The sequence below is a fragment of the Citrobacter sp. Cs237 genome (genome assembly GCF_030332325.1).
Taxonomy (GTDB): Bacteria; Pseudomonadota; Gammaproteobacteria; order Enterobacterales; family Enterobacteriaceae; genus Citrobacter_A; species Citrobacter_A sedlakii.
Map to the genome: position 1 here is coordinate 11917 of NZ_JAOWIB010000095.1, position 21762 is coordinate 33678.

The following is a 21762-nucleotide window of genomic DNA, read 5'->3' on the forward strand; positions in this document are numbered from 1 at the left end:
GCGGCGCACATCCATTACTCCATCCGTCGTCTGACAAGCCACGTCCTTAATTTTTTTATGGAATGAGCTATGTCTACCACTCAGTTAACCCGTCGCGAACAGCGCGCCCAGGCCCAGCATTTTATTGATACGCTGGAAGGCACCGCTTTCCCCAATTCGAAGCGGATCTACATTACCGGTTCACAGCCGGATATCCGCGTCCCGATGCGGGAGATCCAGCTTAGCCCGACGCTTATCGGCGGCAGCAAAGAGGCTCCTCAGTTCGAAGCTAATGAAGCCGTACCGGTGTACGATACCTCCGGCCCCTATGGCGACCCGGAAATTGCCATCAACGTGCAGCAGGGTCTGACGAAACTGCGCCAACCGTGGATTGACGCGCGTGAGGACAGTGAAGCGCTCAGCGATCGCAGCTCTGCCTATACCAAAGCTCGCCTGGCCGACGACGGTCTGGATGCGCTGCGCTTTACCGGCCTGCTGACGCCAAAACGCGCCAAAGCGGGTCGCCGTGTCACACAGCTACATTACGCCCGCCAGGGGATCGTCACGCCAGAGATGGAATTTATCGCCATTCGTGAAAACATGGGCCGTGAGCGCATCCGCAGCGAAGTCCTGCGCCATCAGCATCCGGGCGAGGGCTTTGGCGCACGCCTGCCGGAGAACATCACGCCGGAGTTTGTGCGTGACGAAGTGGCTGCGGGCCGCGCGATTATTCCCGCCAACATCAACCACCCGGAATCCGAGCCAATGATCATTGGCCGCAATTTCCTGGTGAAGGTCAACGCTAACATCGGCAACTCGGCGGTCACTTCCTCCATCGAAGAAGAGGTGGAAAAGCTGGTATGGTCAACCCGCTGGGGCGCAGACACGGTGATGGACCTTTCCACTGGCCGCTATATTCACGAAACCCGCGAATGGATCCTGCGTAATAGCCCGGTGCCGATCGGCACTGTCCCGATCTATCAGGCGCTGGAGAAAGTTAATGGGATCGCTGAAGATCTCACCTGGGAAGCCTTTCGCGACACATTGCTGGAACAGGCGGAACAGGGCGTGGACTACTTCACTATTCACGCCGGCGTGTTGCTGCGTTACGTGCCAATGACGGCGAAACGCCTGACCGGCATCGTCTCGCGCGGTGGGTCGATCATGGCGAAGTGGTGTTTGTCCCATCATCAGGAAAACTTCCTCTATACGCGTTTCCGCGAGATCTGCGAAATCTGCGCCGCTTACGACGTTTCGCTCTCGCTGGGAGACGGCCTGCGCCCCGGTTCCATTCAGGATGCCAACGACGAAGCGCAATTCGCTGAACTGCACACCCTGGGCGAGCTGACAAAAATCGCCTGGGAATACGACGTACAGGTGATGATCGAGGGGCCAGGACATGTGCCGATGCAGATGATCCGTCGCAACATGACCGAGGAGCTGGAACACTGCCACGAAGCGCCGTTCTACACCCTGGGGCCGTTAACCACGGATATTGCACCGGGATATGACCACTTTACCTCCGGCATTGGCGCGGCGATGATCGGCTGGTTTGGCTGCGCCATGCTCTGCTATGTGACGCCGAAAGAACACCTCGGTTTGCCAAACAAAGAGGACGTGAAACAGGGGCTGATCACTTACAAAATTGCCGCCCACGCCGCGGATCTGGCGAAAGGCCACCCGGGCGCGCAGATCCGCGACAACGCGATGTCGAAAGCGCGCTTTGAATTCCGCTGGGAAGACCAGTTCAACCTGGCGCTGGACCCGTTTACCGCTCGCGCCTATCACGACGAAACCCTGCCGCAGGAATCAGGCAAAGTGGCTCACTTCTGCTCCATGTGCGGGCCCAAATTCTGCTCAATGAAAATCAGCCAGGAGGTGCGTGACTACGCCGCCGCGCAGACCATTGAAGTGGGGATGGCGGATATGTCGGAGAATTTCCGCGCCAGGGGCGGCGAAATTTATCTGCGTAAGGAGGAAGCGTGATGTATCAGACCGATTTTCCTTCCGTCCCTTTTCGTCTGGGGCTGTATCCGGTTGTCGACAGCGTCGCGTGGATCGAACGCCTGCTGGAGGCGGGCGTACGTACCCTCCAGCTACGCATCAAGGATAAACGCGATGAAGAGGTAGAGGCTGACGTGGCCGCCGCCATTGCGCTCGGGCGTCGCTACGATGCCCGCCTGTTTATCAACGACTACTGGCGGCTGGCGATCAAGCACAATGCCTACGGCGTACATCTGGGCCAGGAAGATCTGGAAACCACCGATTTGCATGCCATCCGCGAAGCCGGCTTGCGACTTGGCGTTTCCACTCATGACGATATGGAGATCGACGTGGCGCTCGCCGCTCGCCCCTCCTATATCGCCCTTGGCCACGTTTTCCCGACGCAAACCAAACAGATGCCTTCGGCGCCGCAGGGGTTGACGCAGTTGACGGCGCACATTAAGCGCCTTGCCGATTATCCCACCGTCGCCATCGGCGGGATCAGCCTTGAACGCGCCCCTGCCGTGCTGGAAACCGGTGTCGGTAGCATTGCGGTGGTCAGTGCGATCACTCAGGCCGAAGACTGGCGCGTCGCTACCGCGCAGTTACTCGAATTAGCAGGAGTGGGTGATGAACGATCGTGATTTTATGCGCTACAGCCGTCAAATTCTGCTTGGCGAGATTGCTGTAGAAGGGCAGCAAAGGCTACTCGACAGCCATGTGCTGATTGTCGGCCTGGGCGGTTTAGGTTCGCCTGCCGCGCTTTATCTGGCTGGCGCAGGCATCGGCACGCTGGTGCTGGCCGACGACGACGAGGTGCACATCAGCAACCTGCAACGACAAATACTGTTCACTGCTGATGATATCGCGCACCCCAAATCGCAGATCGCGCGGCAGCGTCTGGCGCGTCTCAATCCGGATATCGAGTTGATCGCGTTACCGCAACGCCTGTCCGGTGACGCCCTCAGGCAGGCGGTGGCGCAGGCGGATGTGGTGCTCGACTGCACCGATAATATGGCGACGCGTCAGGCGATTAACGCTGCCTGCGTGGCGCTTGATACACCGCTGATTACCGCCAGCGCCGTTGGGTTCGGCGGACAGCTCATGGTACTGACGCCGCCCTGGACGCAGGGCTGTTACCGCTGCCTGTGGCCGGACGACGATGAGCCAGAGCGCAACTGTCGTACCGCAGGCGTGGTTGGCCCGGTGGTTGGGGTGATGGGCGCATTACAGGCGCTGGAGGCGATCAAATGGCTTAGCGGTGTGGAAGCGCCCACCGGCGAAATGCGCCTGTTTGACGGCAAAACCAGCCAGTGGCGCAGCCTGGCGTTACGGCGCGCCAGCAACTGTCCGGTCTGCGGAGGGCAACATGCAAATCGTGTTTAATGATGAGCCAATACAGTGTGCGAGCGAGCTGTCGGTGTCAGACCTGCTGACGCAGCTCAATCAGCTTAAGCCCGGCACCGCGCTGGCGCTCAATCAACAGATCCTGCCGCGCGAGCAGTGGGAACGCCAAATCGTGCAGGAAGGCGACCAGATCCTGCTTTTTCAGGTTATCGCAGGGGGTTGAGATGTTACGTATCGCAGATAAAACCTTTGATTCACATCTGTTTACCGGCACGGGGAAATTTGCCTCGCCGCAGTTGATGATTGACGCCATCCGCGCCTCAGGCAGTCAGTTGGTGACGCTGGCGATGAAGCGGGTAGATTTGCATAAGCCAAATGACGCGATACTCGCGCCGCTGATCGAGGCAGGTATGACGCTGTTACCTAACACCTCCGGCGCGAAAACGGCTGAAGAAGCCATTTTTGCCGCACAGCTGGCGCGCGAAGCGCTCGGGACAAACTGGCTGAAGCTCGAAATCCATCCTGATGCTCGCTGGCTGCTGCCGGATCCCATCGAAACAGTGAAAGCCGCCGACGCGCTGGTGAAACAGGGATTCGTAGTATTGCCCTACTGCGGCGCTGACCCGGTGTTGTGCAAACGGCTGGAAGAAGCAGGCTGCGCGGCGGTGATGCCGTTAGGCGCGCCAATTGGCTCTAATCAGGGGCTGGAAACGCGCGCGATGCTGGAGATCATCATCCAACAGGCGACTGTTCCGGTGGTGGTGGACGCTGGCATTGGCATCCCCAGCCACGCGGCGCAGGCTCTGGAAATGGGGGCGGATGCCGTGCTGGTTAATACGGCCATCGCGGTGGCTGACGATCCGGTCACCATGGCGAGCGCCTTCCGCCTGGCGGTCGAAGCCGGGTTACTGGCACGCCAGGCGGTGCCCGGCTCTCGTCGCGCCAACGCCAGCGCCACCAGCCCGCTGACGGGCTTTCTGGAGGCGTCAGTATGAAAACGTTCACTGAGCGCTGGCGACAGCTGGACTGGGATGATATTCGCCTGCGCATCAACAGCAAAACGTCCGCTGACGTGGAACGGGCGCTTAACGCTCACGTACTCAGCCGTGACGATATGATGGCGTTGCTGTCGCCTGCGGCCAGCGCGTATCTGGAACCGCTGGCGCAGCGGGCGCAGAAGCTTACCCGCCAGCGCTTCGGCAACACGGTAAGCTTTTACGTTCCGCTGTATCTCTCTAATTTGTGTGCAAACGACTGTACTTACTGTGGTTTTTCAATGAGCAACCGCATCAAGCGCAAGACGCTGGATGAGGCAGAGATTGCGCGGGAGTGCGACGCCATTCGCGAACTGGGGTTTGAGCATCTGCTGCTGGTGACCGGTGAACATCAGGCTAAGGTGGGAATGGACTATTTTCGACGCCACCTTCCCGCTATTCGTCGTCGGTTTTCATCGTTGCAGATGGAGGTGCAGCCATTATCGGAAGCGGAGTACGCCGAACTAAAAACGCTGGGACTTGACGGCGTGATGGTGTATCAGGAAACCTGGCATGAGGCGCAGTATGCGCAACACCATCTCCGGGGCAAGAAGCAGGACTTTATCTGGCGGCTCGAAACGCCGGATCGTCTGGGGCGCGCCGGGATCGATAAAATTGGCCTTGGCGCGCTGATTGGCCTTTCGGACAGTTGGCGGGTCGATTGCTACATGATGGCTGAACATCTACTCTGGTTGCAGCAACACTACTGGCAGAGCCGGTATTCTGTCTCTTTCCCGCGCCTGCGTCCGTGCACGGGGGGTATAGCGCCAGCATCGCTCATGGATGAACGTCAACTGGTGCAGACCATTTGCGCCTTTCGTCTGTTCGCGCCGGAGATTGAGCTGTCGCTGTCCACGCGGGAGTCGCCGTGGTTTCGGGACCACGTTATTCCGCTGGCCATCAATAACGTCAGCGCCTTCTCGAAAACGCAGCCGGGCGGCTATGCCGACAACCATCCTGAACTGGAGCAGTTCGTCCCCCATGATAACCGGCGTCCTGCCGCTGTCGCCGACGCGCTTAGCGCCCGGGGGTTACAGCCGGTGTGGAAGGACTGGGACCCATACCTTGGGCGCGTCTCGCAAAGATCATGAACGATAATGTAAACCGGTAATTATTCTCCGGGCCGCTACGGAGAACAGAAAACGGGCGGTTGCTGTCAGCCTCCCGCTTTTTTAAGGTACGTCCGTCAGCAGTGCTGTCCAGGGCGAAAAGCTTCTTCCTCGTTTCGCCCTGCCCTCACTGCTATCGGCGAGGTTAAATCCCAGTTTCAGCGAAAAGTGGCAACAAGACGGCGTAATATTTAAGATAAATCACCGCGAGTCATATTGTCGGGATTATAATTACAGGCATCCTTTCCTGATATGCAAAGCCACTTTGCGCGTTTCACGGCGCACTTATCTTCAGGATTTTTACCTTCTGGAACAAGTAACAGTAATGGCACGTCATAACAGAAAACTCTCTTTTACCACACCCATACTGGTGAGCTTTACGGGGATCTTGCTGAGCTTTGTGCTGATCGCCATCTTTATTACGTTTACTCAACGGAATGATTTCCTTGAGGATTACCATAACATCAACCGTAACTTTACCCATAACCTCGCGGTGAACTATACCGAATCGCTGTTGCGTGAAAATGATTATATTCTGGGCCGCGCGGCGACCTTTTTTTCCCGCAATGATCATTTGAATGAAACGGTGAACCTCGACCCGGACAACGGCCTGAAGACGCTGATGCAGTTACAAACGCTGATGCCTTCCGTCTCTTCCGTCTCGCTGGCTGATATTGAGGGTCATTATCTGCGCGCACCGCAGGTGCTGAACAACGAACGCAGTCGGTCTTTTGACGCCAAAACGCGCCCGTGGTTTATGGATCAAGCCGAGGCCAGCACCTTTAGTCGCTACACCTCACCCTACCTTGACCACTTCACCCGCAATCCGACGGTGACGATCTACAAACCCATAATCTCGCCGGAGGGCAAACTGAAAGGCAGTATCGCATTTCACCTCGATCTGACCTCGATGGGGTATACCCTGCGTCAGATGGTTGCCCCTGTACAGGGTGAATTTTTCGTAGTCGATCGAGACGGGCAGGTGGTGCTTCATCCGGATACGGGCGCGTTGTTCAAGCAGTACGTCAGTAAAGACATCATGAATAAGATGACCAGCGGCGAAGGGAACCTGTACGATCCGGACAGCCAAACCTGGTACTACTACTATTCATTTACCAATCCGGACTGGTTTGTGATTTATCGGGTGTCGAATCCCACGCTGTTGGATCTGACGCGCCATGAGACCAATATTGTCGCCTGGGGCTTTGCCCTCGCCGCCATCATGATTGCATTGTTCGGCCTTTATTTGCGTCACGCTTCGCGTACGGTACTGATGAACATTATCAATGCGATCAAAACCGGCGATGTTAACCGCGCGCCGCGTCTTGAAGCGATGCTCAGTAAGGCCATTGAATCCAACAAAGAACGCGAGTTGATTTACGTGCGTCAGGCGACGATTGACGCCCTGACCGGCTGTAAAAACCGGCGCGCGTTTGATAACGACATTGCCGCGCTGATGAACGATCACCAACCGTTTGCCCTGGCGCTGGTAGATATTGATAACTTTAAATCCATCAATGACACATGGGGCCACCTGAACGGAGACATTGTTTTACGCAACGTCGCGCGTGAAGGCATTCAGATCCTGCAACCCGAGGCGGTGTCCTTGTACCGCTATGGCGGTGAAGAATTTGCCGTACTGTTTTCGGGTGAGCAGTTAAACAATGCGCTTCCGTTGCTGGAACGCTGGCGTGAACAGATCGCCCGGCGAACCTGGCGTGAGGAAGGGTTACATGTCACCTTCAGCGCCGGACTGGGTGAATGGAATCTGGAAAGCCAGGAACAGTTGGTGATGCGGGTAGATGAAGCCTTGTATAAAGCGAAACAGGAAGGCAAGAATCGCATCATCACCACCAACGGCTGATTTCGGCCCCACCCTGCAAAGCCCGTCACGACGGGCTTTTTTACGAATTAAGAAAAACCGTAACCGGTTTCATTTTTTGTGCGGTTTCTTTGTGATGCTTTACACACATTCAACGTGAGCCGGTTGTTCTCTGCCTGCAGCGGGACTAAAGATGAAGTATCAACGGAACCGTGAGAGCCAACTATGAAGAACATCGTTTTATGCTGTGCCGCCGGGATGTCCACCAGCATGCTGGTACAACGGATGAAAGATGCCGCTCAGAAGAAAGGCGTTGAAGTCACTATCAAGGCAGTGCCCGTCGCCGAGTTCAAGGAAAATATCGCTACGGCGGATATTGTTCTGCTGGGCCCGCAGGTGAAATACGAGCAGGCAAAGCTGCAGGCGCAGGCCGATCCGCTGGGCAAGAAGGTCGCGGTGATCGACATGATGGATTACGGCATGATGAAAGGCGATGCCGTACTGGAAAAAGCGCTCAAACTGCTGGAGTCATAATGGAAGACTTAGAAACGACAATCATGGAACTGCTGGTCAACGCGGGTGCGGCGCGCAGTGCTGCCCTGACAGCGTTGCAGATGGCTCGCAAAGGTGATTTTGACGAAGCCGAAAAAGCGATGAAAGAGTCGCGCGAGTATGTGAAGCATGCGCACACCATCCAGACGCAGCTTATTGGGCTCGATGAAGGTACAGGAAAGTTGCCGGTTAACCTGATTACCGTCCACTCGCAGGATCACCTGATGAACGCGATGGTCATCCAGGATCTGGCGGGCGATATGATTGAGCTTTATCGTCGGCTACCGCTTTCGAACGAATAAAAACGCGGTGGCGAGACGCTTACCGGGCTGAAAAAAAGTATAAAAAAACCCGCCGAAGCGGGTTTTTTGTTAAAGGCATCAACGATTATTCGTTGTCGGAACCGCCCAGACCTGCGTTCAGCAGTTCTGCAAGGCTCGCGGATGCATCTTCGGCAGTCACCTGCGGTGCAGCTGGCAGTTCGCCCGCTGCGCGACGACGCATACGATCCTGGTGGTACGCGTAACCGGTACCTGCCGGGATCAGACGACCCACGATAACGTTCTCTTTCAGGCCACGCAGTTCGTCGCGTTTACCCGCAACGGCTGCTTCGGTCAGGACACGCGTGGTTTCCTGGAACGATGCGGCAGAAATGAACGATTCGGTAGCCAGAGACGCTTTGGTGATACCCAGCAGATCGCGGGAGTACGTTGCGCCCACTTTGCCGTTCGCTTCCAGTTCGCGGTTCGCGATCTTGACGCGGGAGTATTCAACCTGCTCGCCTTCCAGGAAGTCGGAGCTGCCCGCGTTTTCGATGGTGGCTTTACGCAGCATCTGACGAACGATAACTTCGATGTGCTTATCGTTAATCTTAACGCCCTGCAGACGGTATACGTCCTGGACTTCGTTAACAATGTAACGGGTCACAGCATGCACACCACGCAGACGCAGGATGTCGTGCGGCGCTTCCGGACCGTCGGAAACCACGTCACCACGTTCTACGCGTTCACCTTCGAACACGTTGAGCTGACGCCATTTCGGAATCATCTCTTCGTATGGCTCGCTACCGTCTACCGGGGTGATAACCAGACGACGTTTCCCTTTGGTCTCTTTACCGAAGGAAATAATACCGCTGATTTCAGCCAGGATTGCCGGCTCTTTCGGACGACGGGCTTCGAACAGGTCCGCAACGCGCGGCAGACCACCGGTGATATCCTTGGTACCGCCGGATTCCTGCGGAATACGCGCCAGGGTGTCACCAGAGCTGATCTGTACGCCATCTTCCAGCTGTACAATCGCTTTACCCGGCAGGAAGTACTGCGCAGGCATATCGGTACCCGGGATCAGCACGTCGTTACCCTGAGCATCAACGATTTTCAGTGCAGGACGCAGATCTTTACCGCCGGTAGTACGTTCAGCAGAATCCAGAACCACCAGAGAAGACAGACCGGTCAGTTCGTCGGTTTGACGCGTAATGGTCTGGCCGTCAATCATGTCAGTAAAGCGGATGAAACCACTTACTTCGGTGATAACCGGCATGGTGTGCGGATCCCAGTTTGCAACGGTTTCACCGCCGGCAACCTGCTCGCCATCACCTTTCGCCATAACCGCGCCGTAAGGCACTTTATAGCTCTCTTTGGTACGACCGAATTCGTCGATCAGCTTCAGCTCGGTGTTACGGGAGGTGATAACCAGTTTACCGCTGGAGTTCACAACCGACTTCGCGTTGCTGAGCTTGATACTACCTTTGTTTTTCACCTGGATGCTGGATTCCGCAGCCGCACGAGATGCCGCACCACCGATGTGGAACGTACGCATCGTCAGCTGTGTACCCGGTTCACCGATGGACTGTGCCGCGATAACGCCGATAGCCTCACCTTTGTTGATGATGTGGCCACGCGCCAGGTCACGACCGTAGCAGTGCGCACAGACACCAAAGTCGGTGTCGCAGGATACGACGGAACGCACTTTCACGGCATCGACAGAGTTCTCTTCCAGCAGGTCACACCACTGTTCGTGCAGCAGCGTGTTGCGCGGAACCAGAATGTCGGCAGTACCCGGCTTCAGTACGTCTTCAGCGGTAACACGACCCAGTACGCGATCGCGCAGCGGTTCTTTAACGTCGCCACCCTCGATAACCGGCGTCATCAGGATACCTTCGTGCGTACCACAGTCGTCTTCGGTTACCACCAGATCCTGCGCCACGTCAACCAGACGACGGGTCAGATAACCGGAGTTCGCCGTTTTCAGCGCGGTATCCGCCAGACCTTTACGCGCACCGTGCGTGGAGATGAAGTACTGGAGTACGTTCAGACCTTCACGGAAGTTCGCGGTGATTGGCGTTTCGATGATGGAGCCATCCGGCTTCGCCATCAGACCACGCATACCCGCCAACTGACGAATCTGAGCAGCAGAACCACGCGCACCGGAGTCGGCCATCATGTAGATGCTGTTGAAGGAAACCTGCTGTTCTTCCTGACCGTCACGGTTAATCACGGTTTCGGTTTGCAGGTTATCCATCATCGCTTTGGATACACGATCGTTCGCCGCAGCCCAGATATCGATCACTTTGTTATAGCGTTCGCCCGCGGTCACCAGACCAGACTGGAACTGTTCCTGAATCTCAGCAACTTCGGCTTCCGCCTCAGAGATGATCTCGTATTTTTTGTCCGGGATGACCATGTCATCGATACCAACGGATGCACCTGAACGCGCTGCATACGCAAAGCCGGTATACATCGTCTGGTCCGCAAAAATTACGGTCGGTTTCAGGCCCAGAATACGGTAGCAGGTGTTCAGCATTTTGGAGATCGCTTTCTTACCCAGCGCCTGGTTGACGATGGAGAAAGGCAGACCTTTCGGTACGATCATCCACAGAATGGCACGGCCAATAGTCGTGTCTTTCAGGCTGGTTTTCGCAACGAATTCGCCGTTAGCATCTTTTTCGTATTCAGTGATACGCACTTTGACGCGCGCATGCAAAGAGGCCAGGCCAGCGCGATAAATACGCTCAGCTTCTTTCGGGCCAGTCAGCACCATGCCTTCGCCTTTGGCGTTAACACTGTCACGGGTCATGTAGTACAGACCCAGTACAACGTCCTGAGACGGAACGATGATAGGTTCGCCGTTCGCCGGAGACAGGATGTTGTTGGTAGACATCATCAGCGCACGCGCTTCGAGCTGGGCTTCCAGCGTCAGCGGTACGTGAACAGCCATCTGGTCACCATCGAAGTCGGCGTTATACGCCGCACAAACCAGCGGGTGCAGCTGGATAGCTTTACCTTCGATCAGTACCGGTTCGAATGCCTGGATACCCAGACGGTGCAGCGTCGGCGCACGGTTCAACAGTACCGGGTGTTCGCGGATCACTTCGTCCAGGATATCCCAAACGACAGCTTCTTCGCGCTCAACCATTTTCTTCGCGGCTTTGATGGTGGTGGCGAGGCCACGCAGTTCCAGCTTGCCGTAAATGAATGGTTTGAACAGCTCCAGCGCCATTTTCTTCGGCAGGCCGCACTGATGCAGACGCAGGTATGGACCTACGGTGATAACAGAACGACCGGAGTAGTCAACACGCTTACCGAGCAGGTTCTGACGGAAACGACCCTGCTTACCTTTGATCATGTCGGCCAAAGATTTCAGAGGACGCTTGTTAGAACCGGTGATCGCACGACCGCGACGACCGTTATCCAGCAGGGCGTCAACCGCTTCCTGCAGCATACGTTTTTCGTTGCGTACGATGATGTCCGGCGCAGCCAGATCCAGCAGACGTTTCAGACGGTTGTTACGGTTGATCACGCGGCGGTACAGATCGTTCAGATCCGACGTTGCGAAACGACCGCCATCCAGCGGAACCAGCGGACGCAGATCTGGCGGCAGAACCGGCAGAACGGTCAGGATCATCCACTCCGGCTTGTTGCCGGACTGTACGAACGCTTCCAGCAGTTTGATACGCTTGGTCAGCTTCTTACGCTTGGTTTCGGAGTTGGTTTCGTTCAGCTCTTCGCGCAGCGTTTCACATTCTTGCTCCAGATCCATGCTCTTCAGCAGGGCCTGGATCGCTTCGGCGCCCATTTTCGCGTCGAATTCGTCACCGAACTCTTCCAGCGCATCCAGATACTGTTCTTCAGTCAGGATCTGCTGGCGTTCCAGGTTGGTCATACCGCCTTCGATAACCACATAGGATTCGAAGTACAGCACGCGTTCGATATCGCGCAACGGCATATCGAGCAGCAGGCCGATACGGGACGGCAGCGATTTCAGGAACCAGATGTGAGCAGTCGGAGAGGCCAGCTCGATGTGGCCCATACGCTCACGGCGCACTTTGGTCTGGGTCACTTCTACGCCGCACTTCTCACAGATCACACCGCGGTGTTTCAGGCGCTTGTACTTACCGCACAGGCACTCGTAATCTTTTACCGGCCCAAAGATACGGGCGCAGAAAAGGCCGTCACGCTCAGGTTTGAACGTACGGTAGTTGATGGTTTCCGGCTTCTTAACTTCACCGAAAGACCATGAACGGATCATGTCTGGCGAAGCCAGAGCAATTTTGATCGCATCAAACTCTTCGGTTTTAGTTTGCGCTTTCAGAAACTTTAATAAGTCTTTCACGGATTTGCTCCCGTCGGAGTTAGCACATTCCGCTGCCGGGTGTTACCCCGACAGCAGTGACCTGTTTGAGCGAGAATTACTCGTCTTCCAGTTCGATGTTGATACCCAGCGAACGAATCTCTTTCAACAGTACGTTGAAGGATTCCGGCATGCCCGGTTCCATCTGATGGTTGCCGTCCACGATGTTCTTATACATCTTAGTACGACCATTCACGTCATCAGACTTAACGGTGAGCATTTCCTGCAGGGTGTATGCCGCGCCGTATGCTTCCAGCGCCCACACTTCCATCTCCCCGAAGCGCTGACCACCGAACTGCGCCTTACCACCCAGCGGCTGCTGAGTAACCAGGCTGTAGGAACCGGTGGAACGAGCATGCATCTTGTCGTCGACCAGGTGGTTCAGTTTCAGCATGTACATGTAACCTACGGTTACCGGACGCTCGAACTGTTCACCCGTACGGCCGTCGAACAGCGTGATCTGACCGGAAGTCGGCAGGTCACCCAGTTTCAGCAGCTCTTTAATTTCCGCTTCTTTCGCACCGTCGAACACCGGCGTTGCGATTGGCATACCTTTGCGCAGGTTTTCAGCCAGACGCAGAACTTCTTCATCGCTGAAGGTATTCAGGTCAACTTTCTGACGAACGTCAGCGCCCAGATCGTACGCACGCTGGATGAATTCGCGCAGTTTCGCGACTTCCTGCTGCTGTTTCAGCATGGCGTTAATCTTGTCGCCGATACCTTTCGCAGCCATACCCAGGTGGGTTTCCAGGATCTGACCGATGTTCATACGAGACGGTACGCCCAGCGGGTTCAGTACGATGTCTACCGGCGTACCGTTTTCATCGTAAGGCATATCTTCGATCGGGTTGATCTTAGAAATTACACCCTTGTTACCGTGACGACCTGCCATCTTGTCACCAGGCTGGATCCGGCGTTTAACCGCCAGATAGACCTTAACGATCTTCAGCACGCCCGGTGCCAGATCGTCGCCCTGGGTGATTTTACGGCGTTTCGCTTCGAGTTTTTTCTCGAACTCGTGTTTCAGTTCGTCATACTGCTCAGCCAGCTGTTCCAGCTGATTTTGTTTCTCTTCGTCGGTCAGGCCCAGCTCCAGCCAGCGGTCACGCGGCAGTTTGTCGAGCTTCTCAGCTTCAACGCCACCGGAAACCAGCACTGCGTGGATACGGCTAAACAGGCCCGCTTCGAGGATCTGCAGTTCTTCAGACAGGTCTTTCTTCGCCTGCTTGAGCTGCATTTCTTCGATTTCCAGCGCGCGCTTGTCTTTTTCTACACCATCGCGGGTAAAGACTTGAACGTCGATAACCGTACCGGAAACACCGTTTGGTACGCGCAGAGAAGAGTCTTTCACATCAGACGCTTTCTCACCGAAGATCGCGCGCAGCAGTTTCTCTTCTGGCGTCAGTTGGGTTTCACCTTTCGGCGTGACCTTACCTACCAGAATGTCGCCGCCGGTCACTTCCGCACCGATATAAACGATACCGGATTCATCCAGTTTGGAGAGCGCAGCTTCACCCACGTTCGGGATGTCAGCGGTGATCTCTTCCGGCCCCAGCTTGGTGTCACGGGACACACACGCCAGTTCCTGAATGTGGATGGTGGTGAAACGGTCTTCCTGGACAACACGCTCGGACACGAGGATGGAGTCTTCGAAGTTGTAGCCGTTCCACGGCATGAACGCTACGCGCATGTTCTGACCGAGCGCCAGTTCACCGAGGTCGGTGGACGGACCGTCCGCCAGCACGTCGCCGCGCTCAACCGGCTCACCCAGGGAAACACACGGCATCTGGTTGATACAGGTGTTCTGGTTAGAGCGGGTGTATTTGGTCAGGTTGTAGATATCGATACCCGCTTCGCCCGGATACATCTCGTCTTCGTTAACTTTGATAACGATACGGGAGGCATCCACGTACTGAACGGTACCGCCACGCTTAGCAACGGCAGTCACACCGGAGTCAACGGCAACAGCACGTTCCATACCGGTACCAACCAGCGGCTTATCTGCACGCAGAGTCGGAACGGCCTGACGTTGCATGTTCGCACCCATCAATGCACGGTTGGCGTCATCGTGTTCCAGGAACGGGATCAGGGACGCACCGACGGATACCACCTGCTGGGTGGATACGTCCATGTAGTCAACCTGGTCGCGGCTGAACAAGCTGGATTCGCCTTTGCTACGGCAGGTCACCAGATCTTCTACGAAGTGGCCGTCTTCATCCAGGTTGGAGTTCGCCTGAGCGATAACGAAGTTGCCTTCTTCAATAGCAGACAGGTAATGAATTTCATCGGTTACCACGCCATCAACCACGCGACGATACGGCGTCTCAAGGAAGCCATACTCGTTCGTCTGCGCGTACACGGACAGGGAGTTGATCAGACCGATGTTTGGACCTTCAGGCGTTTCGATTGGACATACGCGACCGTAGTGGGTCGGGTGTACGTCTCGAACTTCGAAGCCTGCGCGTTCACGGGTCAGACCACCCGGGCCGAGTGCGGAGATACGGCGCTTGTGCGTGATCTCAGACAGCGGGTTGTTCTGGTCCATAAACTGAGACAGCTGGCTGGAGCCGAAGAACTCTTTCACTGCCGCAGAAATCGGTTTGGCGTTGATCATATCCTGAGGCATCAGGGTATCCAGATCGCCCAGAGACAGACGCTCTTTCACCGCACGCTCTACACGTACCAGGCCAACGCGGAACTGGTTTTCCGCCATTTCGCCTACGGAACGGATACGGCGGTTGCCGAGGTGGTCGATATCATCGACTTCGCCTTTACCGTTACGGATATCGATGAGCTTCTTCATCACTTCGATGATGTCGTCTTTGCTCAGGATACCGGAACCTTCGATTTCATCACGCAGCAGAGAACGGTTGAACTTCATGCGACCGACCGCAGACAGATCATAACGGTCTTCGGAGAAGAACAGGTTCTCGAACAGGCTTTCCGCTGCTTCACGTGTCGGCGGCTCACCCGGGCGCATCATGCGGTAGATTTCTACCAGCGCGCTCAGACGATCGTTGGTCGGGTCGACGCGTACCGTTTCAGAAATGTACGGGCCGTGATCCAGATCGTTGGTAAACAGCGTTTCGATACGTTTGTGGCCAGACTGGCTCAGCTTAGCCAGCAGATCCAGGCTCAGCTCCATGTTCGCCGGGCAGATCAGCTCGCCAGTAGATTCATCAACGTAATCTTTCGAGGCTACTTTTCCTGCAATATATTCAACCGGAACTTCGATATGTTTGATATCGTCTTTTTCCAGCTGACGAATATGACGTGCAGTAATGCGGCGGCCTTTTTCAACGTAGATTTTACCGTTCGCTTCGATATCGAAGGAGGCGGTTTCACCACGCAGGCGTTCCGGTACAAGCTCCATCTGCAGCTTGTTGTCGCGGATCTCAAAGACGACTTTTTCGAAGAACAGGTCCAGGATCTGCTCTGTGGTGTAGTTCAACGCACGCAGAATGATAGTCGCAGGCAGTTTACGGCGACGGTCGATACGGACGAACAGGTTGTCCTTCGGATCGAATTCGAAATCCAGCCAGGAACCACGGTAAGGAATGATACGCGCGTTATACAGTACTTTACCGGAAGAGTGTGTTTTACCTTTATCGCTGTCGAAGAAGACGCCCGGGCTACGATGCAGCTGGGAAACGATAACACGCTCAGTACCGTTGATAACGAAAGTACCGTTGTCTGTCATGAGTGGAATTTCACCCATGTAGACTTCTTGTTCTTTAATGTCTTTTACGGTGCCTTCCGGCGCTTCGCGCTCGTAGATCACCAGACGCAGTTTTACGCGCAGCGGTGCGGAATAGGTCACGCCACGGATCTGACATTCCTGAACGTCAAACACCGGTTCGCCAAGGCGGTAGCTGACGTATTGCAGCTCGGAATTACCGCTGTAGCTCTGAATCGGGAACACGGAACGGAATGCAGCTTCCAGACCATACTGCCCTTCAGGATCTTGCTCGATAAACTTCTGAAACGAGTCAAGCTGGATAGAAAGGAGATAAGGCACATCCAGAACTTGTGGACGTTTACCAAAATCCTTACGAATACGTTTTTTCTCGGTATAGGAGTAAACCATAGGGTTCCTCAGCTCGCTGACAAGTCGACCCATCTGTCCTGCACAGGGACAGTTTGTGCAACACTATTTTGTTGACCGGAAAATGGATACTTTCCGCAATGCCTGTTGCTATCACGCTTAAACCATTTCATTGCGATTTACACAGAACGGGCGTTCTGTCGCAGTATATTAAGTCGTCGATAGAAACAAGCATTGAAAGGCACAGCAGTAGTCAAACAGTGTGAAACGCTACTGGCGCCTTACAGCGCAAAAAGGCTGGTGACCAAAAAGTCACCAGCCATCAGCCTAATCGCTTAGGCTGCAACCGGAAGGGTTGGCTTATTTAACTTCAACTTCAGCGCCAGCTTCTTCCAGAGATTTTTTCAGTGCTTCAGCGTCATCTTTGCTCACGCCTTCTTTCAGAGCGGCCGGAGCAGATTCTACCAGGTCTTTAGCTTCTTTCAGACCCAGGCCAGTTGCGCCACGTACTGCTTTGATAACAGCAACTTTGTTAGCGCCAGCAGCTTTCAGAATTACGTCGAATTCAGTTTTTTCTTCAGCAGCTTCAACCGGGCCAGCAGCTACAGCTACAGCAGCAGCAGCGGAAACACCGAATTTTTCTTCCATTGCAGAGATCAGTTCTACAACGTCCATTACGGACATAGCGGATACTGCTTCAATGATTTGATCTTTAGTGATAGACATTTAAATTGTTCCTGAATATCAGAATAAGTTTATACGTAAGCGGATGCTTTATAAAGATAACGGCGATTAAGCCGCTTCTTTCGCATCGCGTACAGCAGCCAGAGTACGAACCAGTTTGCCAGCCGAAGCTTCTTTCATGGTTGCCATCAGGCGTGCAATTGCTTCTTCGTAGGTCGGCAGAGTTGCCAGGCGGTCGATCTGAGACGCCGGGATCAGCTCACCTTCAAAGGCAGCGGCTTTGACCTCAAATTTTGCATTCGCTTTCGCGAACTCTTTGAACAGACGAGCAGCAGCGCCCGGGTGTTCCATAGAGTATGCAATCAGGGTCGGACCAACAAACGTGTCTTTCAGGCACTCGAACGGAGAACCTTCAACAGCACGGCGCAGCAGGGTGTTACGAACAACACGCATGTAAACGCCAGCTTCACGACCTGCTTTACGCAGTTCAGTCATTTTATCTACAGTTACGCCACGGGAATCCGCAACTACTGCAGACAGCGCGCCTTTGGCTACTTCGCTGACTTCAGCAACAATCGCTTGTTTGTCTTGAAGATTTAAAGCCATTAGCTTTGCTCCTGGATGTTTGCCGGAACTCATGTTCCGGAACTCACTTCACTCTTCCCAACGGAGAGAGCGTCTTAATACGGTGAGCAGAAACAAGCCAGAATATCCAAAAATAATCTTAGCGTTCTGTCACCGTCTACGCAGGGCATTAAGTTTCTTACGAAACACCTGCGGTCTTCGACGGAGGCCTGGATAGGCCAGGCTCCAACGAACAAATTCTTTCTATTGTTCGCTATTCTGTCTGTGGCGGCGTTAGCTTCCTTCGCTCACACCAGTCACAGAGTTAACTATGTTCCTGGCGATTCGCTCAGTTGCTGCCTTGCCACAAACTGAATATCTCGAATATAAATCTGCTATTTGCAGAATCGTGGGGGTAGAATTGTAGACAAAACCACCGCCCACGTAAAGCTAATCTTAGTTCGCAGATGCGCTCAGACCAGCCTGATCAACGGCAACGCCAGCACCCATGGTGGTGGAGATGCTAACTTTCTTGATGTACACGCCTTTCGCCTGAGACGGTTTTGCTTTTTTCAGCGCAACCAGCAGAGCTTCCAGGTTTTCTTTCAGTTTGTCAGCGTCAAAGTCCACTTTACCGATGGTGGTGTGGATGATGCCGTTTTTGTCGTTACGGTAACGAACCTGACCCGCTTTCGCGTTTTTAACCGCTTCAGCAACGTTCGGGGTTACAGTACCCACTTTCGGGTTTGGCATCAGGCCACGCGGACCCAGTACCTGGCCCAGCTGGCCAACAACGCGCATTGCATCCGGAGAAGCAATAACAACGTCAAAGTTCATTTCGCCTTTCTTGATCTGTTCAGCCAGATCTTCCATACCTACCAGTTCAGCGCCAGCAGCTTTAGCAGCTTCAGCGTTTGCGCCCTGGGTAAATACGGCTACGCGAACGGAACGGCCAGTACCGTGCGGCAGTACAGTCGCGCCACGTACGTTCTGGTCAGATTTACGCGCATCGATACCGAGGTTAACGGCAACGTCTACGCTTTCTACGAACTTAGCGGTAGCCAGTTCTTTCAGCAGAGAGATAGCTTCGTTGATGTCGTACTGTTTGGTCGCATCAACTTTCTCACGGATCACACGCATGCGCTTGGTCAGTTTAGCCATTTCTTAGTCCTCCACTACCAGGCCCATGGAACGTGCAGTACCTTCGATGGAGCGAGTCATCGCTTCAATGTCGGCACCAGTCATGTCGGCAGCTTTGGTCTGCGCGATTTCCTGCAGCTGAGCGCGGGAAATTTTACCCACTTTGTCTTTGTTCGGCTTACCAGAACCAGACTTAATGCCAGCCGCTTTCTTCAGCAGAACGGCTGCCGGCGGAGTCTTGGTAATGAAAGTGAAAGAACGGTCAGCGTAAACGGTGATAACAACCGGAATCGGCAGACCTTTTTCGATGGAATCTGTTTTTGCGTTGAACGCTTTGCAGAATTCCATGATGTTAACGCCCTGCTGACCCAGTGCTGGACCAACCGGCGGACTCGGGTTTGCCATACCAGCTGCAACCTGCAGCTTGACATAGGCTTGTACTTTCTTAGCCATTCTAAATTCCTCGAATTGGGTGATAGCGCCTCAGGAAGGCTCCCCGTGAATAAAATCGTTTTACGGGCCAGGCCCATAAAAACAAAAGGCGCGAAATTGTATTCCAATCTCGCGCCTTGTGCAACGATTAAATCGTCGCTTTTTTGATCGCTGCTTAGGCTTTTTCTACCTGGGCAAAGTCCAGTTCTACCGGGGTCGCACGACCGAAGATAGAAACAGAGACTTTCAGGCGGGACTTCTCGTAATCCACTTCTTCAACCACGCCGTTAAAGTCAGCGAACGGACCATCGTTAACACGAACCATTTCACCCGGCTCAAACAGCGTTTTCGGACGCGGCTTATCCCCCACCTGCTGCAGGCGGTTCATGATCGCATCAACTTCTTTATCGCTGATTGGCGCAGGACGGTCGGAAGTACCACCGATAAAGCCCATCACACGCGGTACGCTACGTACTAAGTGCCAGCTCGCGTCATTCATGACCATCTGTACCAGTACGTAACCCGGGAAGAATTTGCGCTCGCTCTTACGACGCTGACCGCCACGGATTTCGACCACTTCTTCGGTCGGCACCATGACTTCGCCAAACAACTCTTCCATATTGTGTAATTTGATATGCTCGCGCAGCGACGTTGCTACGCGGCCTTCAAAACCGGAAAACGCCTGAACGACGTACCAGCGCTTTTTAGGAGCTTCAGACATCTCAGAACCTCAGGCCAGTGATAAAGGAAACCAGGCGAACCAGAATACCATCCAGTCCCCACAGGATCAGTGACATTACCGCGGTAACCGCAGCCACAATCAGCGTGGTGTGCAATGTTTCCTGGCGAGTCGGCCAAATGACCTTACGTACTTCCGTACGCGCTTCGCGGGCAAAAGCAACCGTTGCTTTACCTTTTGTCGTCAACAGCGCGACACCACCCGCTGCAGCAATCAGAATTACTACGGCCAGCGCACGCAGCGGCAGCATCATGTCACGATAAAGATAGTTGCCGACAATTGCCACGAGCAGCAACGCCACGACGACGATCCACTTCATCGCTTCCAGGCCGCGCCCGCTCCCTTGAGCTTCGGTATTCGCACTCATAAACCAACCTGTCAGAAGAATTCTACAAATAATTTCACCCCGCGAATGCGAGGCTAACCTATCAACCTTGTACCGAAATACGCGTTAGCACTTCGGTTTAACGCCCTCTACAGAGCCTGTCTCAGCAATGATTATGACAAATAAAATCACTGATGAGCCAGGTTCTGGTTCGAAAGCGTGCAAAAAGGGCATCAAATGATGCCCTTTTATTGCGCATTGCGTCAAATGTTATCAGCAATTAGCCGAGAACTTTAGCAACCACGCCCGCACCTACAGTACGGCCGCCTTCACGGATTGCGAAACGCAGACCGTCGTCCATCGCGATCGGGTGGATCAGGGTAACAACCATTTTGATGTTGTCGCCCGGCATTACCATCTCTACGCCTTCCGGCAGTTCGATGGTGCCAGTCACGTCAGTTGTACGGAAGTAGAACTGCGGACGGTAGCCTTTGAAGAACGGAGTATGACGGCCGCCTTCGTCTTTGGACAGAATATACACTTCAGATTCGAACTTGGTGTGCGGCTTGATGGTGCCCGGCTTCGCCAGTACCTGACCACGTTCGATTTCTTCACGTTTGATACCACGCAGCAGAACACCTACGTTCTCACCCGCACGGCCTTCGTCCAGCAGTTTGCGGAACATCTCAACGCCAGTACAGGTAGACTTCGCAGTCTCTTTAATACCAACGATTTCAACTTCTTCGCCCACTTTGATGATACCGCGCTCTACACGACCGGTAACAACGGTACCACGACCGGAGATGGAGAATACGTCTTCGATCGGCAGCAGGAACGGCTTGTCAATCGCACGCTCTGGTTCCGGAATGTAAGAATCCAGGAAGCCAGCCAGTTCGATGATTTTCGCTTCCCACTCTGCGTCGCCTTCCAGCGCTTTCAGAGCTGAACCACGAACGATCGGCGTGTCGTCGCCCGGGAAATCGTACTGAGACAGCAGTTCACGAACTTCCATCTCTACCAGTTCCAGCAGCTCTTCGTCATCAACCATGTCGCATTTGTTCAGGAACACGATGATGTACGGAACGCCTACCTGACGACCCAGCAGGATGTGCTCACGGGTCTGCGGCATCGGGCCGTCAGTCGCGGCAACAACCAGGATCGCGCCGTCCATCTGCGCAGCACCGGTGATCATGTTTTTAACATAGTCGGCGTGGCCCGGGCAGTCTACGTGTGCGTAGTGACGGGTCGGGGTATCGTATTCAACGTGAGAGGTGTTGATGGTGATACCACGCGCTTTTTCTTCCGGCGCGTTATCGATCTGGTCGAATGCGCGAGCAGCACCGCCGTAGGTTTTAGCCAGTACGGTAGTGATTGCAGC

General features: G+C 54.5%; 18 protein-coding genes. 9 read left to right on the forward strand and 9 right to left on the reverse strand.

Annotation, left to right across the window (positions count from 1 at the left end):
• The first annotated feature begins 69 nt into the window (after positions 1–69).
• The 9 genes from thiC (at position 70) to OGY07_RS08190 (ending at position 8128) form a co-directional block, all read left to right on the forward strand.
• A complete protein-coding gene (thiC, locus tag OGY07_RS08150; RefSeq protein ID WP_286599865.1) occupies positions 70–1965 on the forward strand; it encodes a phosphomethylpyrimidine synthase ThiC in 1896 nt (631 codons plus the stop codon).
• Positions 1965–2606 carry a thiamine phosphate synthase gene (gene thiE / locus OGY07_RS08155; protein ID WP_286599886.1) on the forward strand — a complete coding sequence of 214 codons (642 nt, stop codon included), beginning with the start codon at positions 1965–1967 and terminating at the stop codon, positions 2604–2606. The genes thiC and thiE overlap by 1 nt, the downstream gene beginning before the upstream one ends.
• Entirely contained in the window at positions 2593–3348 is a 756-nt protein-coding gene (locus OGY07_RS08160) for a HesA/MoeB/ThiF family protein (RefSeq protein ID WP_042293014.1), read from the forward strand. Before thiE ends, OGY07_RS08160 begins: the two co-directional genes overlap by 14 nt.
• Positions 3332–3532, forward strand: coding sequence for a sulfur carrier protein ThiS (thiS, locus tag OGY07_RS08165; protein WP_060569356.1), 201 nt, complete (start codon positions 3332–3334; stop codon positions 3530–3532). Before OGY07_RS08160 ends, thiS begins: the two co-directional genes overlap by 17 nt.
• 1 nt (position 3533) lies before the next feature.
• On the forward strand, positions 3534–4304 hold the full coding sequence (thiG, locus tag OGY07_RS08170; protein WP_286599870.1) for a thiazole synthase: 771 nt from the start codon (positions 3534–3536) through the stop codon (positions 4302–4304).
• Entirely contained in the window at positions 4301–5434 is a 1134-nt protein-coding gene (thiH, locus tag OGY07_RS08175) for a 2-iminoacetate synthase ThiH (RefSeq protein WP_181822203.1), read from the forward strand. Before thiG ends, thiH begins: the two co-directional genes overlap by 4 nt.
• Positions 5435–5777: 343 nt before the next feature.
• Entirely contained in the window at positions 5778–7316 is a 1539-nt protein-coding gene (locus OGY07_RS08180) for a sensor domain-containing diguanylate cyclase (protein WP_060569354.1), read from the forward strand.
• 183 nt (positions 7317–7499) lie between these two features.
• Positions 7500–7808: a PTS sugar transporter subunit IIB gene (locus OGY07_RS08185; RefSeq protein WP_060569353.1), complete on the forward strand. Its 309-nt coding sequence runs from the start codon at positions 7500–7502 to the stop codon at positions 7806–7808.
• Positions 7808–8128: a PTS lactose/cellobiose transporter subunit IIA gene (locus tag OGY07_RS08190; RefSeq protein ID WP_042293030.1), complete on the forward strand. Its 321-nt coding sequence runs from the start codon at positions 7808–7810 to the stop codon at positions 8126–8128. Before OGY07_RS08185 ends, OGY07_RS08190 begins: the two co-directional genes overlap by 1 nt.
• A gap of 85 nt (positions 8129–8213) precedes the next feature.
• Here the strand turns inward: OGY07_RS08190 and rpoC are convergent, their stop codons facing one another.
• From rpoC to tuf, 9 genes are all read right to left on the reverse strand, one after another.
• The gene (gene rpoC, locus OGY07_RS08195; protein ID WP_042293032.1) at positions 8214–12437 is read right to left on the reverse strand and encodes a DNA-directed RNA polymerase subunit beta'; all 4224 of its coding nucleotides are present in this window, start codon (positions 12435–12437) and stop codon (positions 8214–8216) included.
• A 76-nt stretch (positions 12438–12513) separates the two neighbouring features.
• Entirely contained in the window at positions 12514–16542 is a 4029-nt protein-coding gene (gene rpoB, locus OGY07_RS08200) for a DNA-directed RNA polymerase subunit beta (protein WP_042293034.1), read from the reverse strand.
• A 318-nt stretch (positions 16543–16860) separates the two neighbouring features.
• Complete coding sequence (gene rplL / locus OGY07_RS08205; RefSeq protein WP_012133812.1) at positions 16861–17226, reverse strand: 50S ribosomal protein L7/L12; 366 nt, start codon at positions 17224–17226, stop codon at positions 16861–16863.
• 66 nt (positions 17227–17292) lie between these two features.
• Positions 17293–17790 (reverse strand): 50S ribosomal protein L10, encoded by a 498-nt coding sequence (gene rplJ, locus OGY07_RS08210; protein ID WP_042293041.1) that lies wholly within the window; start codon positions 17788–17790, stop codon positions 17293–17295.
• 414 nt (positions 17791–18204) lie between these two features.
• Complete coding sequence (gene rplA / locus OGY07_RS08215; RefSeq protein WP_001096690.1) at positions 18205–18909, reverse strand: 50S ribosomal protein L1; 705 nt, start codon at positions 18907–18909, stop codon at positions 18205–18207.
• Positions 18910–18912: 3 nt separating this feature from the next.
• Positions 18913–19341, reverse strand: a complete 429-nt coding sequence (gene rplK, locus OGY07_RS08220) for a 50S ribosomal protein L11 (protein ID WP_012133815.1) — start codon at positions 19339–19341, stop codon at positions 18913–18915.
• A 154-nt stretch (positions 19342–19495) separates the two neighbouring features.
• Complete coding sequence (gene nusG / locus OGY07_RS08225; RefSeq protein WP_003862341.1) at positions 19496–20041, reverse strand: transcription termination/antitermination protein NusG; 546 nt, start codon at positions 20039–20041, stop codon at positions 19496–19498.
• Position 20042: 1 nt separating this feature from the next.
• Positions 20043–20426 carry a preprotein translocase subunit SecE gene (gene secE / locus OGY07_RS08230; RefSeq protein ID WP_042293049.1) on the reverse strand — a complete coding sequence of 128 codons (384 nt, stop codon included), beginning with the start codon at positions 20424–20426 and terminating at the stop codon, positions 20043–20045.
• A gap of 238 nt (positions 20427–20664) precedes the next feature.
• On the reverse strand, positions 20665–21762 hold a 1098-nt coding region (tuf, locus tag OGY07_RS08235), incomplete at its 5' end, for an elongation factor Tu (protein WP_286599882.1).

Excerpts from the sequence above, each read along its gene's own strand:
- thiC (WP_286599865.1), top strand. The coding sequence starts at position 70 with ATGTCTACCACTCAGTTAACCCGTCGCGAACAGCGCGCCCAGGCCCAG.
- thiE (WP_286599886.1), top strand. The coding sequence starts at position 1,965 with ATGTATCAGACCGATTTTCCTTCCGTCCCTTTTCGTCTGGGGCTGTAT.
- OGY07_RS08160 (WP_042293014.1), top strand. The coding sequence starts at position 2,593 with ATGAACGATCGTGATTTTATGCGCTACAGCCGTCAAATTCTGCTTGGC.
- thiS (WP_060569356.1), top strand. The coding sequence starts at position 3,332 with ATGCAAATCGTGTTTAATGATGAGCCAATACAGTGTGCGAGCGAGCTG.
- thiG (WP_286599870.1), top strand. The coding sequence starts at position 3,534 with ATGTTACGTATCGCAGATAAAACCTTTGATTCACATCTGTTTACCGGC.
- thiH (WP_181822203.1), top strand. The coding sequence starts at position 4,301 with ATGAAAACGTTCACTGAGCGCTGGCGACAGCTGGACTGGGATGATATT.
- OGY07_RS08180 (WP_060569354.1), top strand. The coding sequence starts at position 5,778 with ATGGCACGTCATAACAGAAAACTCTCTTTTACCACACCCATACTGGTG.
- OGY07_RS08185 (WP_060569353.1), top strand. The coding sequence starts at position 7,500 with ATGAAGAACATCGTTTTATGCTGTGCCGCCGGGATGTCCACCAGCATG.
- OGY07_RS08190 (WP_042293030.1), top strand. The coding sequence starts at position 7,808 with ATGGAAGACTTAGAAACGACAATCATGGAACTGCTGGTCAACGCGGGT.
- rpoB (WP_042293034.1), bottom strand. The coding sequence starts at position 16,542 with ATGGTTTACTCCTATACCGAGAAAAAACGTATTCGTAAGGATTTTGGT.
- rplL (WP_012133812.1), bottom strand. The coding sequence starts at position 17,226 with ATGTCTATCACTAAAGATCAAATCATTGAAGCAGTATCCGCTATGTCC.
- rplJ (WP_042293041.1), bottom strand. The coding sequence starts at position 17,790 with ATGGCTTTAAATCTTCAAGACAAACAAGCGATTGTTGCTGAAGTCAGC.
- rplA (WP_001096690.1), bottom strand. The coding sequence starts at position 18,909 with ATGGCTAAACTGACCAAGCGCATGCGTGTGATCCGTGAGAAAGTTGAT.
- rplK (WP_012133815.1), bottom strand. The coding sequence starts at position 19,341 with ATGGCTAAGAAAGTACAAGCCTATGTCAAGCTGCAGGTTGCAGCTGGT.
- nusG (WP_003862341.1), bottom strand. The coding sequence starts at position 20,041 with ATGTCTGAAGCTCCTAAAAAGCGCTGGTACGTCGTTCAGGCGTTTTCC.
- secE (WP_042293049.1), bottom strand. The coding sequence starts at position 20,426 with ATGAGTGCGAATACCGAAGCTCAAGGGAGCGGGCGCGGCCTGGAAGCG.